Annotated in this window: 15 protein-coding genes and 2 tRNA genes; 3 read left to right on the top strand and 14 right to left on the bottom strand. The window is 67.7% G+C overall.

Annotated features, from left to right (window positions below; translation table 11 throughout):
- Positions 1 to 25: 25 nt before the first annotated feature.
- From clpX to ACJEIK_RS08225, 9 genes are all read right to left on the bottom strand, one after another.
- Complete coding sequence (clpX, locus tag ACJEIK_RS08265; RefSeq protein ID WP_061002829.1) at positions 26 to 1,306, bottom strand: ATP-dependent Clp protease ATP-binding subunit ClpX; 1,281 nt, start codon at positions 1,304 to 1,306, stop codon at positions 26 to 28.
- Between the two features lie 341 nt (positions 1,307 to 1,647).
- Positions 1,648 to 2,301 carry an RsiV family protein gene (locus ACJEIK_RS08260; RefSeq protein ID WP_162563444.1) on the bottom strand — a complete coding sequence of 218 codons (654 nt, stop codon included), beginning with the start codon at positions 2,299 to 2,301 and terminating at the stop codon, positions 1,648 to 1,650.
- A 45-nt stretch (positions 2,302 to 2,346) separates the two neighbouring features.
- Positions 2,347 to 3,468 carry a BTAD domain-containing putative transcriptional regulator gene (locus tag ACJEIK_RS08255; RefSeq protein WP_061002825.1) on the bottom strand — a complete coding sequence of 374 codons (1,122 nt, stop codon included), beginning with the start codon at positions 3,466 to 3,468 and terminating at the stop codon, positions 2,347 to 2,349.
- 19 nt (positions 3,469 to 3,487) lie between these two features.
- On the bottom strand, positions 3,488 to 3,982 hold the full coding sequence (locus tag ACJEIK_RS08250; RefSeq protein ID WP_409431327.1) for a hypothetical protein: 495 nt from the start codon (positions 3,980 to 3,982) through the stop codon (positions 3,488 to 3,490).
- A complete protein-coding gene (locus ACJEIK_RS08245) occupies positions 3,979 to 5,187 on the bottom strand; it encodes a hypothetical protein (RefSeq protein ID WP_409431326.1) in 1,209 nt (402 codons plus the stop codon). The genes ACJEIK_RS08250 and ACJEIK_RS08245 overlap by 4 nt, the downstream gene beginning before the upstream one ends.
- 174 nt (positions 5,188 to 5,361) lie before the next feature.
- The gene (locus tag ACJEIK_RS08240; RefSeq protein WP_064983621.1) at positions 5,362 to 5,997 is read right to left on the bottom strand and encodes an ATP-dependent Clp protease proteolytic subunit; all 636 of its coding nucleotides are present in this window, start codon (positions 5,995 to 5,997) and stop codon (positions 5,362 to 5,364) included.
- 11 nt (positions 5,998 to 6,008) lie between these two features.
- Positions 6,009 to 6,602 (bottom strand): ATP-dependent Clp protease proteolytic subunit, encoded by a 594-nt coding sequence (locus ACJEIK_RS08235; RefSeq protein ID WP_409431670.1) that lies wholly within the window; start codon positions 6,600 to 6,602, stop codon positions 6,009 to 6,011.
- Between the two features lie 185 nt (positions 6,603 to 6,787).
- Entirely contained in the window at positions 6,788 to 8,290 is a 1,503-nt protein-coding gene (tig, locus tag ACJEIK_RS08230; protein ID WP_409431325.1) for a trigger factor, read from the bottom strand.
- A 39-nt stretch (positions 8,291 to 8,329) separates the two neighbouring features.
- A tRNA-Pro gene (locus tag ACJEIK_RS08225) sits at positions 8,330 to 8,406 on the bottom strand.
- A 122-nt stretch (positions 8,407 to 8,528) separates the two neighbouring features.
- Here ACJEIK_RS08225 and ACJEIK_RS08220 point away from each other — a divergent pair.
- Together ACJEIK_RS08220 and ACJEIK_RS08215 are read left to right on the top strand one after the other, a co-directional pair.
- A tRNA-Gly gene (locus tag ACJEIK_RS08220) sits at positions 8,529 to 8,602 on the top strand.
- A gap of 395 nt (positions 8,603 to 8,997) precedes the next feature.
- Entirely contained in the window at positions 8,998 to 11,292 is a 2,295-nt protein-coding gene (locus ACJEIK_RS08215) for a sensor histidine kinase (protein ID WP_409431324.1), read from the top strand.
- Positions 11,293 to 11,358: 66 nt separating this feature from the next.
- On the opposite strand, the gene ACJEIK_RS08210 is transcribed toward ACJEIK_RS08215, so the two are convergent.
- The 4 genes from ACJEIK_RS08210 to ACJEIK_RS08195 all read right to left on the bottom strand — a co-directional run bounded on the left by ACJEIK_RS08210 (position 11,359) and on the right by ACJEIK_RS08195 (position 15,150).
- Positions 11,359 to 11,931: a hypothetical protein gene (locus ACJEIK_RS08210; RefSeq protein WP_409431323.1), complete on the bottom strand. Its 573-nt coding sequence runs from the start codon at positions 11,929 to 11,931 to the stop codon at positions 11,359 to 11,361.
- 176 nt (positions 11,932 to 12,107) lie between these two features.
- The gene (locus ACJEIK_RS08205; protein WP_409431322.1) at positions 12,108 to 12,746 is read right to left on the bottom strand and encodes an NUDIX domain-containing protein; all 639 of its coding nucleotides are present in this window, start codon (positions 12,744 to 12,746) and stop codon (positions 12,108 to 12,110) included.
- Positions 12,739 to 14,286 carry a nicotinate phosphoribosyltransferase gene (locus ACJEIK_RS08200; protein ID WP_409431321.1) on the bottom strand — a complete coding sequence of 516 codons (1,548 nt, stop codon included), beginning with the start codon at positions 14,284 to 14,286 and terminating at the stop codon, positions 12,739 to 12,741. The genes ACJEIK_RS08205 and ACJEIK_RS08200 overlap by 8 nt, the downstream gene beginning before the upstream one ends.
- Positions 14,287 to 14,298: 12 nt before the next feature.
- A complete protein-coding gene (locus ACJEIK_RS08195; RefSeq protein WP_409431320.1) occupies positions 14,299 to 15,150 on the bottom strand; it encodes a phosphoribosyltransferase family protein in 852 nt (283 codons plus the stop codon).
- 72 nt (positions 15,151 to 15,222) lie between these two features.
- On the opposite strand from ACJEIK_RS08195, the gene ACJEIK_RS08190 reads away from it, so the two are divergent.
- A complete protein-coding gene (locus ACJEIK_RS08190; RefSeq protein WP_409431319.1) occupies positions 15,223 to 16,059 on the top strand; it encodes a DUF1542 domain-containing protein in 837 nt (278 codons plus the stop codon).
- 3 nt (positions 16,060 to 16,062) lie between these two features.
- Here ACJEIK_RS08190 and ACJEIK_RS08185 read toward each other — a convergent pair whose 3' ends face one another.
- Complete coding sequence (locus ACJEIK_RS08185) at positions 16,063 to 16,857, bottom strand: Fpg/Nei family DNA glycosylase (RefSeq protein ID WP_409431318.1); 795 nt, start codon at positions 16,855 to 16,857, stop codon at positions 16,063 to 16,065.

The raw sequence follows: 16,857 nt of genomic DNA, 5'->3' as shown, positions 1-16,857 counted from the left end.
GCGGGGGCTTTTCCGTTTGAGAGAGCTAGGCGCTCTTGTCGCGACGCTCCGAGCGGGGCGCCTTGCGCGGCACGATGGTCGGCAGCACGTTGTCCTGCACGGTTTCCTTGGTGACGACCACCTTGGCGACGTCGTCGCGGCTCGGGATGTCGAACATGACCGGCTGCAGGACCTCTTCCATGATGGCACGCAGGCCACGGGCACCGGTCCCGCGGTGGATGGCCTGGTCGGCGATCGCGTCGAGGGCGTCGTCGGTGAACTCCAGCTCCACCCCGTCCATCTCGAAGAGCCGGACGTACTGCTTGACCAGAGCGTTCTTCGGCTTGGACAGGATCGACACCAGCGATTCCTTGTCCAGGTTGGTCACCGACGCCACGACCGGGAGCCGGCCGATGAACTCGGGGATCAGACCGAACTTGATCAGGTCTTCGGGCAGCACCTCTGCGAAGTGGTCCTGGGTGTCGATCTCGGCCTTGGAGTGCACCTCGGCGCCGAAGCCCAGACCGCGCTTGCCGACCCGGTCGGACACGATCTTCTCCAGGCCCGCGAACGCACCGGCCACGATGAACAGCACGTTGGTGGTGTCGATCTGGATGAATTCCTGGTGCGGGTGCTTGCGACCGCCCTGCGGCGGCACCGACGCCTGCGTCCCCTCGAGGATTTTCAGCAGCGCCTGCTGCACGCCCTCGCCGGACACGTCGCGGGTGATCGACGGGTTCTCGCTCTTACGGGCGATCTTGTCGACCTCATCGATGTAGATGATGCCGGTTTCGGCGCGCTTGACGTCGTAGTCAGCCGCCTGGATCAGCTTCAGCAGGATGTTCTCGACGTCCTCGCCGACGTAGCCGGCCTCGGTCAGCGCGGTCGCGTCGGCGATGGCGAACGGCACGTTGAGCATCTTGGCCAGCGTCTGCGCCAGGTACGTCTTGCCGCAGCCGGTCGGCCCGAGCATCAGGATGTTGGACTTGGCGAGCTCGACCGGTTCAGACCGGGAGTCGCGCGACTTCTCCTGCGCCTGGATGCGCTTGTAGTGGTTGTAGACAGCCACGGCGAGCGTCTTCTTGGCGTTGTCCTGACCGATGACGTAGCCCTCGAGGAAGTCCCGGATCTCCTGGGGCTTGGGCAGCTCATCGAGCTTGACGTCGTCAGCGTCGGCCAGTTCCTCTTCGATGATCTCGTTGCAGAGGTCGATGCACTCGTCGCAGATGTAGACGCCAGGTCCAGCAATCAGCTTCTTGACCTGCTTCTGGCTCTTTCCACAGAACGAGCACTTCAGCAGGTCACCGCCGTCTCCGATGCGCGCCATGGGGTGAGGCCCTACTTTCTCCGGTCGCCGTCAGTCGTTACACCAGATAGTGGGTTATTTCGGGTGTGATCCCGACGCTACCCGTTCGCTCCGTTGCGGTGCGACCGAAAGGGCCGAATCGCTCCGGTGGTATTTATCCGTGTGCAGGAGAACATAGCCCGATCGGTGGCTTGCCACCCCTCGGCGCGCTGACCGTGATTCTGGCGTGTCTTTCCGGCGCCGGTTGGCGTTGGCTCGGCAGGCCTCTGATCAGGGCTGTTCACCTATCCGCAACCCTACCGTGTGCACATCGAGGTCGCCGACGCATTTCGCGGCCAGCGCAAGCTGGTGGCCCGTCGGGCCTATCCCTGGAGCCGACCGCCCAGCTCACCCACCGGCACCGCGACCGTGAGCGGGCCGCCGTTGCCCGCGAGCTGGCTCTCGCCGAAAAAGAAGGTGACGGCCTCGTCGGTGATCGCGAAATTCCGGTAGGAGCCGCGATCCGGTTCGATCAACGCCGCGTTGCGCGCCTTCAACGCGTGCTGCACCATCGGCGTCAGGATCGCCGACGGATCGGAACCCGGACCGAACAGCGTGTCGATCGTGATCGGCCCGCCCGCCCCGTAGGTGAAGGTCCGGTACCGGATGTCGGGGTGTCCTTCGTGGGCCAGGCCCGTCGGGTCGACGATCTTGAGCACCAGGCTCTGCGTCCGCGCCGAGCGGTACACCGTGGGCGTCTCGGTCTCCTCATACACCCGGCCGCGGCCGAACTTGTCCACCCAGCCGACGAAGCCGTCGCGGTCCTGGGCCAGGAAGTCCGCGACCGCCTGCTGATCGGGATAGTCGACCGGGAAGGCGACGGTCCGTTCATACCCGGTGCCGACCTCATGGATGCGGCAGCTGCCGGCGGCGTCGGGCGTCCCGCCCAGCGTGCTGCACGACTGCTGCGCCGAAGCAGCCGGCGCCAGGCTCAGCAACGTCACCGTCGCGGCCAGGAAAAGAGCCGAAATCCTCATGCCCTCATGGTTCGCCGCTGCCCTTGGCAGATCCTTGGTGTGCGCCTACCCGAGTTCGAGGGTGAACTCATGCGCGCCGATGCGGATGCGATCGCCGTCGAACAGATTGGTGTTGGCCTCGATGCGAGTGCCCTGCACGTAGACGCCGTTGGCCGAGCGCAGGTCGACCATCACCGGCCCGCTGCCCGCATCGACGATGACGGCGTGGTGCCGGCTGACGTCTGCGGCGTCGAGCACGATGTCGTTGTCGGCGAGGCGACCGATGCGGGTTGCCATCGCGCGCAAGGCGAACCACTGCCCCGACGCGTCGCGCAGGCCCGCCCTGGACGCGCTCGTCCGCGTGGAGCCCGACCGGAGCCGGCCGATGGTGTGCACCGCCGTCGCCTGCGCGGCGCCCTGCACGTCGAGTGGTTCCTGCCGCAGAATGCGTTGCTGCAGGGCACTTATCGCCGCACCGGGATCGATACCGAGGTCCTCGGCCAGGATCGACTTCACGCGCCGGAACGCGTCGAGCGCGTCCGCCTGCCGCCCGCAGCTGTAGTAGGCGGTGATCAGCTGCACCCACAGCGGTTCGCGGTAGGGCTGCTCAGCGACCAGCGATTCCAGCGGCCCGATCACCAGAGCTGCCTGGCCACACGCGATTTCGGCTTCCGCACGGGCGGTCTCCACGACGATGCGCTCGTCGACCAGCGCGGCGGCGACGGCGTCGACGAAGGCAAAGTCGGACAGGTCACCCAGGACCGGGCCACGCCACTGCGCCAGGGCCGCCGACAGGTGCACCGCCGCGGACGGGAAGTGACCGGCGGCCGCCGCCCGTACCCCGGCGACCTTCTCCTTCTCGAAGCGCCCCAGATCGGTGGCGTCCTCCGGCACGTCGAGCCGGTATCCCGGCGGAGCGGCGGCCAGCGTCTCTCGCGGCATTCCGGACTCCGCCAAGATCTTTCGCAGGTTGGAGATGTACGAGTGCAATGCGGTACGCGCGGCCGCGGCCGGGGACTGCTCCCACACCGCGTCGATCAACGCGTCCACCGACACCGGGCGCCCTCGGTTGAGCAGCAGCATCGCGAACACCGCACGCTGCTTGGGTGCGCCCAGCGGGACGACGCGGTCGTCGACGGCCATCCGCAGCGTGCCCAGAACACCGAAATCGATTCCGGTCGGCCGCATGGGCCGAGGGTATCGGGTGCTATCGGCCGATGCGGGCTATTGCCAGTTCCGCGAACGTCTTCAGAGTTTCGCAGCGCCACACGTAGCTGCCGGTGACGCGGTAGATCCGCTCCCCCGTCAACAACACGGTGAGCGTCGTCGACGGCGGCGTGACATTCGGTTCATACGTGCAGACGGCCCGCAGGCCCACGCCGTCGACCTCGGTGGCCCCGGGCCACGCAGCCACCTCCTTGAATGTCGTTGCCGCGTCCCACGGAAACGCATCGGCGAAACGGACGTCGGACAGCAGGCTGCGCCGGCCCATCGGTTCGTCGAATGCCCGGTAGGCGCAAGACAATTCGGGGAGTTGAGTTCGGATCGGTTCGGCTGTCGCCGGACCTTCGAGAAAGACCGCGGCTTCGTCGGCGTGCACCCAGCTGCAGGCCTCGGTGGTCGCGTTGTCGTCGGCGTGCGCGGCCGGCGACAGAGTGACCGCGACGGCCATTGCCGTCAGTGCGGAGGCCAGCCGCCTCACGACCGGTAGCCCTGGCCGAAGGTCATGGCCTCGACGACGCGGCCGTCGTTGACGGTGGGACCGAGCAGCACCTTGGTGGCGTTCGCGGCCGGGTCGTAGGACATCAGCGCTGTTGACGGGCTGCAGCCTGACGTCGACTTGAGAATCAGTGAGCCGCCGGACGAACCGACGACGTCGATCTTGTTGCCGGCCCCCGGCACCTTGACCCGCTGCGTATGACCATCGCTGGTCACCCGTGACAGGAACACGACGCCGCAGGCGCCCAGGGATTGCACGAAGGTGCCGCTGGGCAACTGCCAGAGCCCGACGTCGCCGTAGTCGCCGTCGAATCCGGGTTCGTTCTTGGCGTTGTTGAGGGCGGTGAGCGCGGTCGGCGCCGAGCCGTCGAGCGGCACCTTCCAGAGCTGGCTTCCGGCAGACTTCTGCGCGGTGCAACTGGCGACGAAATCCGTTGGCGCCAGCCAACGTGTCGTCCGGCAGACGGCGCCGGACATCGGCACCGGCAGCACCCGCCCGACGGCGCCGTCGTTGCCCATGAGGACGAAGCTGTTGTCGGTCGGCGGCTCGCTGCCCCGGTTGGCCGTCGACAGCACGAGCGTGGTGCCGTCGGGAGTCTCGAGGTAGTCGCCGCCGAATCGGCCCGCGCCGGCGAGGTTCTCGGTCGGGTAGGTCAGTTGGACGTTGCCCGCGAGGTCAACGCGCTGCAGCGTGCTGGGCTGGCCCTGGCTGCGGCTCGACAGCACGATCGCTTCACCGTTCGGGCGGCTGAACCGCGCGGACGCCCGAGACGGGAACGACGTCTGCCGGCCGGTGTGCAGATCGACGACGATGACGGTGTCGTCGCCCATCGAGAACAGCGCCCGGCCGCCGTCACCCGACCAGTCCAGCAGATGCGGCTTCCAGCCCTTGTCGTTCGGCTCGAACGTCGTGATGGCGTAACGGCGCCCGGTCGGGTCGATCAGGAACAGGGTGTCGGCGGCCTTCGCGGGCGGCGCCTCGTCGGGCGCGGGCCGATCGCCTGGGCGATGTCCGGCGACCGGGTTCCAGGTGGCCAGCGTCCAGCCGTCACCGACCTGGTTCCACGGCACCGGCATCGCGGCATCGGGCGTCGGATTCGCCTGTGCCACTGGCGATCCGACCGCAAGGGACACGGCCAGGGCGGCCGTGGCCAGGGCGGCGGCAGTGCGGCGGGAATGTCGGCTCATGGCAGGTCCTGTTCGAGTGGCCGGAATCGCGGTCACGTCACAGGGTGCGGTGGGCGCCTTGGCGGATTCTTGGCGCCCGCGTCCGGAGGCTCGAGGAAGGCCGCCGCTCAGGGCCGAACAAGCGTCAGCGGCCGCCAGCCTGAACAGGCTGACGGCCGCTGCACGTGGTGAGACTCAGGCCTTCTGGGCCGAGAGCTTCCGGTACTCGAGGACCGTGTCGATGATCCCGTAGTCCTTGGCGGCGGCCGCGGTGAGGATCTTGTCGCGGTCGGTGTCCTTGCGGATGACGGCGGCTTCCTTGCCGGTGTGCCGCGCCAGCGTCTCCTCCATGAGGCTCCGCATGCGCTCGATCTCGGCGGCCTGGATTTCCAGGTCGGAGAACTGACCCTGGATGACGCCACCGAGCGAGGGCTGGTGGATCAGCACGCGGGCGTTCGGCAGCGCCATGCGCTTGCCGGGCGTACCGGCCGCCAGCAGGACCGCGGCGGCCGAGGCGGCCTGACCGAGGCAGACCGTCTGGATGTCGGCGCGGACGTACTGCATGGTGTCGTAGATGGCCATCAGCGAGGTGAACGAGCCACCCGGCGAGTTGATGTACATCGTGATGTCGCGATCGGGATCCTGCGACTCGAGCACCAGCAGCTGGGCCATCACGTCGTTGGCGGACACGTCGTCGACCTGGGCACCCAGGAAGATGATGCGCTCGTCGAAAAGCTTCGCGTAGGGGTCGACGATGCGCTCACCGAGGTGGGTGCGCTCGCTGAACTGCGGCAGGATGTAGCGCGCCTGCGGAGCCAGCTCCGGGTTCAGATGCTTGGAGATCACTTCGAGGCTCCCTTGCCGCCGTTGAGGTTTGCACGGGTGATGATGTGGTCGACGAAGCCGTATTCCAGCGCTTCCTGCGCGGTGAACCAGCGGTCGCGGTCGGAGTCCGCCTCGATCTGCTCGATGCTCTTGCCCGTGAATTGGGCATTGAGCCGGAACATTTCCTTCTTGATGACGTGGAACTGCTCGGCCTGGATGGCGATGTCCGCCGCGCTACCGGTGACACCACCGAGCGGCTGGTGCATCAGGACGCGGGCGTGCGGCAGCGCGTGGCGCTTGCCCTTGGCACCGGCGGCCAGCAGGAACTCACCCATCGACGCCGCCATACCCATGGCGTAGGTCGCGATGTCGCACTCCGACAACTCCATGGTGTCGAAGATCGCCATGCCGGCACTGATCGAGCCACCCGGCGAGTTGATGTACATGTGGATGTCTTTGGACGGGTCTTCGGCCGTCAGCAGCAGAATCTGCGCGCACAGCCGGTTGGCGATGTCGTCGTCGACCTGCGAGCCCAGGAAGATGATGCGCTCGGCAAGCAAACGCTCATAGACCGAGTCCGTGAGGTTGAGCCCCGGTGCGCTTGAACGCATGTCAGTCACGACTGGATACCTGCTTTCTCGAGTTCGTCCACACGACATTAACCAACGGCCGACGGCCGCGAGTCCCCGACGCGGTCTAGTTCGCTCACAGCGTCACTGACGCCGCAGAGCGGACGGTGCCGCAGGCATCACTGAAGACACCTGCGGCACCCGTACCACGATCAGAGTTCGAAGACTCAGTCTTCGTCTTCCGAGTCCTTCGCCTTCTTGGCCTTCTTCTCTTTGGCCGGCTTCTCGTCCTTGGCCTCGGCCTTGGCCTTCTTGGCCTTGGCGGGCTTCTCGTCCTCGGCCGGAGCCTCGTCCGCGGCGGGAGCCTCGGCTTCGGCCTCGCCGGCGGCCTCGGCCTCAGCGGCATCGCCGGCCGGGCCGAAGAACTCCGCGGTGTCGACGGTGTTGCCGTCGGTGTCGGTGACGGTCGCGCCCGAGACCACAGCGGCGATGGTCATGCCGCGACGGATGTCGGCGAACATGGACGGCAGCTGGTTGTTCTGCTGCAGGATCTGGATCAGCTGCTGCGGCTCGATGCCGTACTGGCGGGCCATCAGCGCGATGCGCTCCATCAGGTCGCCCTGGCCGACCTTGACGTCCAGCTCGTCGGCGATGGCGTCCATCAGCAGCTGGGTCTTGACGGCCTTCTCGGCGTTGGTGCGGGTGTCCGCGTCGAACTCCTCGCGGCTGCTGCCCTGCTCCTTGAGCTGCTCCTCGAACTTGGCCTCATCGTGGTCGAGTCCGTGGACCGCGTTGTGGACGGTCTCGTCGACGGTCGCCTGAACGATGGCCTCGGGCAGCGGCACCTCGATCTGCTCCAGCAGGGCCTCGACGGCCTTGTCGCGGATCTGCTCGGCCTGGCCGATCTGCTTCACGCGGCGAACCTGGGTGACCAGGCTCTCCTTGAGCTCATCGATGGTGTCGAACTCGCTGGCCAGCTGGGCGAAGTCGTCGTCCGGCTCCGGCAGCTCGCGCTCCTTGACCGACTTGACGGTGACGGTGACCTGGGCTTCCTTACCGGCGTGCTCGCCGGCGGCCAGCGTGGTCGGGAAGTCCTTGGACTCGCCGGCCTTCAGGCCGATGATGGCCTCGTCGAGGCCCTCGATCAGCTGACCGGAACCGATCTGGTGCGACAGACCCTCGGTCTTGGCCTCCGGCACGTCCTCGCCGTCGACGGTGGCCGACAGGTCGATGGAGACGAAGTCGCCGTCGGCGGCCGCGCGCTCGACACCGGTCAGGGTGCCGAAGCGGGCGCGCAGGTTCTGCAGTTCGGCATCGACCTCGTCGTCGTTGATGACGATCGGGTCGACGGTGATCTTGATGGCCTTCAGGTCCGGCAGGGTGATCTCCGGACGGACGTCGACCTCGGCGGTGAAGACCAGCTCGTCGTTGTCCTCGAGCTTGGTGATGTCGATCTCGGGCTGACCCAGCGGCTTGACGTCCTGAGCGGTGACGGCCTCGCCGTAGCGGGCCGGGATGGCGCTGTTGACGACCTGCTCCAGCACGGCGCCGCGGCCGATGCGGGCCTCGATCAGCTTGGCCGGGGCCTTGCCGGGACGGAAGCCGGGCAGGCGGACCTGCTTGGCCAGCTCCTTGTAGGCCTGGTCGAACTCGGGTTGAAGCTCGGTGAAGGGCACCTCCACGTTGATGCGAACCCGAGTCGGGCTCAACTGCTCCACGGTGCTCTTCACAGCGTTACTCCTTGTTTTTTGATACTTGCCATCAGTCGGTGGTCGGGGTGACAGGATTTGAACCTGCGGCCTTCCGCTCCCAAAGCGGATGCGCTACCAAGCTGCGCTACACCCCGTGCCTCGTCGCGGTCGCATTACCGCGGTCGAGATACTACGTCCTAGACACGCGACACCATCAATTGGATTGGCGGCCGCTGTCCCGGTACTGTCTGCCGGTACTGTGATCGCAGCAGCGCACGCGGGCGTAGCTCAATGGTAGAGCCTCAGTCTTCCAAACTGATTACGCGGGTTCGATTCCCGTCGCCCGCTCCAAGGAAGTGGCTGGTAGGCCTGTTATCGCAGGTCTGCCGCCTAATCCCGGCGAACGGCCGATAGCGCGTCCGCACCGCCGATTTCCCGCGAGCACGCAACGGCGCAGCATTTCCTCTGCCGGCCGCGGGCGCTGGCCCAGACACCGCCGACTCAGCAGCGGCCTGCCGTAGACGAACTCACCCAACCGCAATCCGGCATCCACACCGACTGAGACGCCGCGACTACCGGACATCGGGCCGGATGGGTCACTGTCGTCCGAACGTATGAACTTGATCGGTCGCTCGACCGGGGGCGGCAGCACCACCGGTCCAACTGTCCTTGCGCGTGCTAGAACCATCCCACGACCGGGTGTGTGGCCCGCAAGGAGGAACCAGTGATTCTCCTGGACCAACGCGATGACCGTGGACACAGGGTCGGTCTGGACCGGTTCCGGCGCCTGGCTCGACGCCGGTGGCCACGGCATGCCTGAAACCGCCCACGCCGCGCGGCGCAACTTGGTCATGCAGACGATGCCGCTCAGCTTGATCCTCCGTCACGGAGGCAGCCTGGTGATGTATGTCGTCCTGGTTGCCACCTCGTCCATGCCGGGCCCGGCCGGCATGGCGTTGACGGCAGTTGCCGGAGTCTGGTCCGTGTACCGATTGCTGACGAGATCGATTGCGCCGCAGTTTCTTGCGGTCGACTACGCCATCATCGTCGTCGACTGTCTCGCCATCCCGATATTGACGACCGAGGTTCACCTTGCCACGTTGGGTCCCTTGGCGATCGCTGGAACCGCGGTCGGCAGTTTCACCGGCTTGAGCCCACGGATCAACATCGCCCTCACCCTCGGAGTGGCAGCCGCGTATGGCATCGGCGCCGCTTCTGTCGTCGGCTGGAGCCATGTCGCCGACAACTTCGGCATCTACTACTTTGCGGGGCTCTGGGGGATGTCGATGTTGATTCGCGCGCTGATATTGCGGGTGACCGACTCCGTCGACGCCGTGCGTGCCGACCGGCTCGCCGCCGAACTCCAGCACGAGGTCGATACTGCGGTCCGCGAGTACGACCGTGAACAGCTACGCCTGTTGCACGACACCGTCGCGTCCACGCTGCTGATGGTGAGTACCGGCACGTTCCTGTCACGCGAGCGCGTCTCCGCGCAGGCACGGCGCGATCTCAAGGTATTCACCGATCACTCCCCTGCGCCCGCGCCCCGCGCCGATCTTGTTGCAGCCCTGCGTAGTAACACCACCCACATCGCGACACCGGTCCGTGTCGACGGACCCGCGGAGATGTGGATCGATGGCGCGATCGCGAACCTGGTTTCCGCGGCCGCGCGGGAAGCACTCACCAATGTGGATCGCCACGCCCGCGCTGCCATGGTGACCATCACCGTCGAACCGGAACGGGTGCGCATCGAGGACGACGGCTGCGGATTCGACATCAATGAGCCGACCCGCGGTCACGGCATCTCCGACTCGATCACCGCCCGCATGTACCGACTCGGCGGTGATGGTGTGGTGCTGAGCCGGCCCGGCCACGGCACGACCGTTGAATTGCGCTGGCCCGCTGAGATTCCCGCCGCCGCGGACAGGCCGGAAGATCCGGAGCGACTGATCGAACGGGGTCGCGCCCGGTACTACCTGGCAATGACCACGTACGCCGTCGCGAACGTGCTCGCGGTGACCCCTTTTGCCGCGCAATCGACTTCACGCCCGTACCTACAGTCGGCATTGCTGGCCGCAGCAGCGGCGATCACCGTATCGTCGGCCGTGCGTGGCCTGGGGTTTCCCGGTCTGCCCCGTCGGGCCGCCATCGCGGCGCTTCTGGTGATCTCACTGGTGCAGATCGTGTTTCAGCCGACCGATCTGCTCGATTCCCAGGCGCAATGGGCCCAGGGCGCCATCGGTTGGTCTGCACTGCCGCTGTTGCTCAACGAGCGTCTCCGCTACAGCATCGGTGTCCTCGTCTGGTGCTGGGCCGCCCTTGCCGTCTCTGCGCTCGTTCGCGATCCGTCGACGCAGAACGTCATCGCCGTCGGGTACGGCGCAGCCAGTATTCTGCTGGTCCAGATGCGCTGTGTGTTGTTCGACAAACTTATCCGCGCATCGGCGGCTGCGGCCGACGCAGAAATCAACGGCCGCAAACGACTCCTCGCGTCCGCGCGGATAGCCGAAGCAGTACAGACGGAGTACACGCGCCGCTACGCCGACCTGGCCACGACAATTGCTCCGCTGCTCGTCGCGCTCGCCGACGGCGCACCGGCGGACAACGCCGTGCAGCGGCGGGCGCAGCTCGAATACCAACGGCTGCGTGCACTTTTCGACCAATCGTCGTCATTCGACCACGCCCTGTTACGCGAGCTTCGCCCCGTCGTCGACGCCGCCCAGAACCGTGGCATCGACGTGTCCATCACCGCGGAACGGACGCTGCCGGCAATCAGTGACACCGCCGCACGGCGCTTCGCCCTGCTGACCGACCAGGCGCTCAGTGCGACCACCGGCAAGGCCCGAATCACCCTGACCGCCGAATCGAATGCACTCGAGCTCAGCATCCTGTGCCACGGCGTGCGGCATCTCGATACCGCATCCGCACTCGACGCCGGAGACTTCGGCGAGTCCGTGGTAACGACCCTCGACGATGCAGTCTGGATCACTGTCCGGCGTCCGCTCGCAGAAAGTCCCGGCCGTCACATTCTCGCCGGCTGACTCAGCGAAACCCCTGGCGGTCAACGCCGTGGCTGACCACGACGTGATCCAGAGCTGTGCCGCCGTCTAGCTGCTGCCCGGAATCGGGCGGGCGACGCCGTTGGTCGTGCGGATGACGTTGATCTGCGGCGGGTTGGCCGGAGCGGGGGCCTCTGAACTCGCGGACGCCGTCGCCGTCGGCGTCGCACTGGCAGTCGGCGTCGCGGTGGCCGCCGGGGCGGCGGGCGGCGTGTACTGCTTGGTGGGCGGCGCCGTGTAGGTCGTCGGCGCCTGAGTCGTCATGGTCGACGGACCGGCCGGCCGAGCGGGTGCCGGGCTGACGGGAGCAGCCGGTGTCGACGTCACGGCCGGAGGCGGTGCGGGAGCCGGTGCGACGCTTGCCGGGGCCGAGGACGTGGCGGCGGGCGCCGAAGACGTCGCGGCCGGAGCCGACGTGGTGCTCGTGGGAGCGGCCGGCGTGTCCGGCGCGGGCGGCGGGATCTGGAACCCGGCGAGGGGGCCTATGCCCAGCAGGATCAACAAGATGGCAACAGCGCCGCCGATGACGATCAGCACCTTACCGGTTGCGGTGCTGAACCATCGTGTCGGCGCCGATCCGGTCTCGGTGTCTGCCACCGGTTCGCTGTCTGCGTGTGCCATCAGTTGATCTCCTCCCAGCAGGGTGCCGGGAGCGTAACCCGGAAAGCCGCAGGTCGCGATTCGTGCTGACAGCATTTTCCCAGGTCGAGCGCGTGTTCACGGGACTGTAACGCGCGGCCCCCGATACCGGGCCGCTCGGCGCTGGGCCAATTTGCCGGGTTTGCCGCCGGTGGGGGTTAGCCGGTGGTCACCCGAAAGACCGTCACCGGTCGGGTATGTGCGGGCCTGTTGCCGCCCGCGGTGAACAGCGCCGCCCGTTCCAGCCGTCGCCGCATCGCGGCCAGCGGAATGGGCTCGGCCCCGGCGCCGCCGGACAGCCCGAACAACAGCCGGGTCAGAGCGCAGACCTCACCGGCCGTGCACCCGGCGCCGAACATCGCCGCGACGGTCGCCGGGTCCGTCAGCAACCGTTGCGACACTGTGGCCGCCGTGTCGCGGATCATCGCGTTGTGCCCGAACGGCAGCTCCGGAACAAGTTCCCCGTCGCGGACCACCAGGGCGTCGTCGCCGGGCTCGGCGCGCATCGCATTCACGAGTGAGACGGTGTGACCGCGCTCGTCGCGCTGCGGGTCCGAAACCACCAGCGCCACCGTCGGCGGTCCTTCGATGGGCTCGGCGCCTGCCCGGTCCCGCAGCGCACGATGCGCGGCGGCGGCGACCGTCTCTCCGCGGGCGGCGTCGAGCACCACCCCGGGCAGCGCCCAGTCCCCCTGGTGCGGCTCGCGCTGCCGCCGCGCCAGGATGAGCCCCGGCTCATCGCCGGGGCTCACCGCGAAGACGTCGACGCTCAGCCAGGTCGCCACCGACTCAGCCATTCCGGGCGTCCTCCTCGCCGGCGGCGTACGCCGCCCAGTCACGTCGCACGGCAGCGCGCACCTCGGCGAAGGACACGGGGTTGACGATGACGCCGTCCTCGAACACCGTCCGCATGGCGTCGGTCGCCTCGACTGCGCCGGCCGCACCCTGTAACAGCGTCAGCCCGTGCTCGTCGCGCACCACCGCCAGCCGGCCCCGCGCGCTGCGCTTGCCCGGGTCGGTGACCGGCGCCTTGGCGATGTCGCGGCCGCGGCCGTCGACCTGCACCCAGGTGGCCTTCATCGCGATGGAGAAGGTGTCACGCGTGACGTACTGATAGGTGTACGAACCGAATCCGAGCACCGGCGTGGTGGACACGTACCCCTGCCTCATCAGGTTGGCCGTGATGGCGTCGGCCCGGTCGTGGGTGATCGAGTCGCCGTAGATGACGCCGATGTGTGGGTCCAGCTCGCGGTAGCCGGCGGCATTGACGGTGCCGCCGAACACCTCCCACAGCAGGTTCACGACGCCCTTGTGCGCGGGGCTCCCGGCCGGGGCCTGCGGGTCGCCGCACAGGATGCGTTCGGGGTCACCGCTGTCGGGACGGATCACCACCTTGCCGTCGCGCGCGGTGATCACGGCTTTCAGCGTCGGCAGGATGCCGGTGCAGACGTGCCACAGGTCCCAGGTGTCGCTGACGATCGACACGATGCCGGTCGGATACAGGTCCAGCAGCCGGACGAACGTTTCGATTTCGTCGTCCTGCGTGCCGGCGCACATGACGCTGTGCTCGGTTGCCGGCACGCTGCCGCCGATGATCGTGCCCTCCGGTGAGCCCGGGTAGTTCCGATCGATCCAGCCCAGCGCGGGCAGGCAGTCGGTGCCGGTGAACGCCAACAGGTGCCCGGCCCCGGACGCGGCGGCGCCCGCGCTGCCGGCCATGCCCCGGAAGGAGAAGTCGTGGCCCTGCCAGTCCACCGCCGCAGAGTCGGCACCGCTGTCGAGCGCCCGGGCGTCCAGCAGCGTCCGGTTGCGCCACGCGGTGGTGGCCGACGTGATGGGCTGCCACAGCGCGGCCGACATCTCGGTCTCGATGTAGTTGGTCAACCAGAAGAACTCGGGTGCGGTGTTCTCGACGGTCAGGTACGGGACGCCGACCGGCACAATCGTGCCCTCCGGCAGCGCCCGCACCCGCAGCGGCAACCGCCCGTAGGCGTACAGCTGCCGGATGTGTTCGGCACCAACGTCATTGGGCCCGAGCACCTGGGTGACCCGCTCCATGTAGGCACGGCACACCTCGTCGACGTCAGCGGTGAAGAATGCGCTCCACCTCCTATTCAGGTCCCGCAGGTAGGCCTGCAGACCGAAGAACGCGGTCCAGGAGACCCCGGGGATGCGGCTGCCCCGGGCCGTCAGGTTCGAGTAGACGTACTCGGTGCCGGCCGGGTACTGGCGGCGGTGGTCCAGCTTGTAGGCGTCGGTGTCCATCAGGACATCCAGGGCCGCAATGGTTTCCGGGGCGTATTCGGTGGTTGCTGCGGTTGTTGTGTCCGTGGTCATGATGACAGTCCCTCAGATCAGATTGGCCAGGGTGCGGATGATGAAAGGTTCCAGCGGCAGGACGCGCACACCGTCGGGCGTCGCGCGGGAGTCGGAGCTGGTGACCGAGGCGTAGCCGGCGAGGTTCTCCCGCCAACGTCCGGTGAAGCAACCGTGACTGACCCACAGATGCAGCGCCAGTTGGGGTCTACTTGCGCGGATGGAGTCGGCCAGCCCGGCGAAGGTGCCGCCGCCGTCGCAGATATCGTCGATCACCAGCAGCCGACCGTCCTCCGGCAGTCCCTCTGGCGCGACGAAACCCGACAGCTTGCCAGTGGCCGGATTCCGTTGCTTCCCAGCGGTATACAGCGGCACACCCAATCGCGATGCCACCCGACCCGCACGCTCCCGGGCGCCCTTGTCAGGTGCGACGACGCCGGCCCAGCCCGGGTGGTGCGCCGCACCGCATGCAACCAGGTCGACGGCCTCGATGGGGGTGACGGCCACTCCCCCGCGCCGGGCTTCGTCGGCCCATACCGTCGAGTGCGGGTCCACGGTCACGACGTGCGCGACGCCGGTGGCGGCGGTGAGCCGGGCGGCGACGCGGGCGTCGTCTGTCGGGTCGTGATCACCTCGGGCCGACGGCAGGTACGGCGCCACGAGCACCGGAGCTTCCGCAGATCGATTGCGGTGGAAGGCGACCCACTGCCCGAGTGCCGCGTAGTCGATGACGCCGCCGCGGTTCCAGGCGACGGGGCGCAGCCCCGCGCCGAGCGGTTGCAGTTCACGGACCGCGGTGTCGCCACCCGGGTAACTGGTGACGATTCCGGGTGTGGCCGCCAACGCACCGCGCTGGGTGTCGAAGACGTGGAATGTCATGTTCATGACGACGACGATAGTAGATACGGACATATATGTCCATATCTATTCGTTTGGGTCATCGGTAAGCTGCGCAACATGGAGTTCGTGCTCATCCTGATCGTCATCGCGGCCATCGGATTCTTCCTGTTCAGCAGGCAGAGCAAGGCCAACAAGGCCGCCGCCCTGGCCAACGCGAAAGCCGATGCCCGGCGAGTCATCGAGATGCTCGGCGGCCAGGTGTTCAACCTGACCGGCACCGATGACGCCTCGCGCCAGGCCCTGGCCGATGCGTCCGAGCGCTACAACGCCGCCGCGTCGCAGATCGAGCAGGCCACCACCGCCCAGCAGGCGGCCTTTGCGAAGCAGAGTGCGATGGAAGGGCTGTACTACGTACGGGCCGCGCGGACCGCCATGGGCATCGATCCCGGCCCCCCGCTCCAGCAGCTCGCCGGCCAGCGCGGCGCGGGCGAGGTCACCGAAGATCGCCGAATCCAGTTCGACGGCAGGCAGATTCAGGCCTCACCCGGGCCGACGGCCGCGACGCCCAACTACTACCCCGGCGGCCGGGTGGCAGGTCGCCCGGTGCCCGAGGGCTGGTACTCCGAACCGTGGTGGAAGCCGGCGCTGGTGGCCGGTGCATGGGGTGTCGGCTCGGTGTTGTTGTTCGACGCGCTGTTCGACGGCATGCACGGAGTCAATTACGGCGCATCGGGTTTCGAGTCGGGGTACGGCTCCGGATTCGACCAGGGCTACCAGCAGGGCCTGGACCAGAGCCAGTTCGCCGACTCGGGCAACAACGGGTGGGACGCCGGAAGCAACAGCAACTGGGATTCCGGCAGCAGCAACTGCGGCGGCGGCAGCAGTTGCGGTGGCGGTAGCAGCAGTTGCGGCGGCGGTGGGTGCGGTGGTGGCTGCGGCGGTGGCGGCGACTAGCCGTCACACCTGACAATCGGGGCACCAGAACAGGTTTCGCCCCTCCAGCACCTCGGTGCGGATGGTGGCGCCGCACACGCGGCACGCCTCCCCCGCCCGGCGGTACACATACGTACGGGGCCGGTCGGCCGCATACGACGGCGCGCCGTGGTCATCTTCCGGGCGCACCACGACGATCTTGCCGCGGCGCACCCCGACTTTCATGAGTGCGACGAGATCGGTCCACAGCTCGGCGAATTCAGACTCGGTCAGCTGTACACCCGGCCGGTGCGGATCGATCCGGTGCCGGTACAGCAGCTCGCTGCGGTACACGTTGCCGACGCCGGCGATCACCGTCTGATCCATCAGCATCGATCCGATTGACCTGCGGGACTTGCTGATTCGCGCCCACGCCAATGCCGGATCGGCATCGCGACGCAGCGGGTCGGCACCGAGCCGGGCCACGATGTCGTCGACGCCGGTCTCGTCGATCAGCTCGCAGACGGTCGGCCCCCGCAGGTCGGTCCCGAAGTCGGACCCGAGCATCCGCATGCGCACCTGCCCGACGGGAACGGTCATCGGCAACGGCTGTTCAGTGAACGTGCCGTACAGACCGAGATGGATGTGCACCACCGAACCACCGTCGTAGTGGTGGAACAGATGCTTGCCCCAGGCGTCGGCCTTGCGCAGCACCCGGCCATTGACCGCGGCTGCGGCATCCGAGAACCGGCCCTGCGGACTGCTGACCACCACCGGCGCCCGCCCGAAACGTTGTTGATGCAGGCGGGCCAACCGGTGCAGGGTATGCCCCTCCGGCAC

The organism is Mycobacterium sp. SMC-16 (assembly GCF_046250085.1).
In the GTDB taxonomy this organism is placed as follows: Bacteria; Actinomycetota; Actinomycetes; order Mycobacteriales; family Mycobacteriaceae; genus Mycobacterium; species Mycobacterium phocaicum.
The sequence above is the reverse complement of the archived record's forward strand: the minus strand, read 5'-3'. Positions and strand labels throughout refer to the sequence as shown.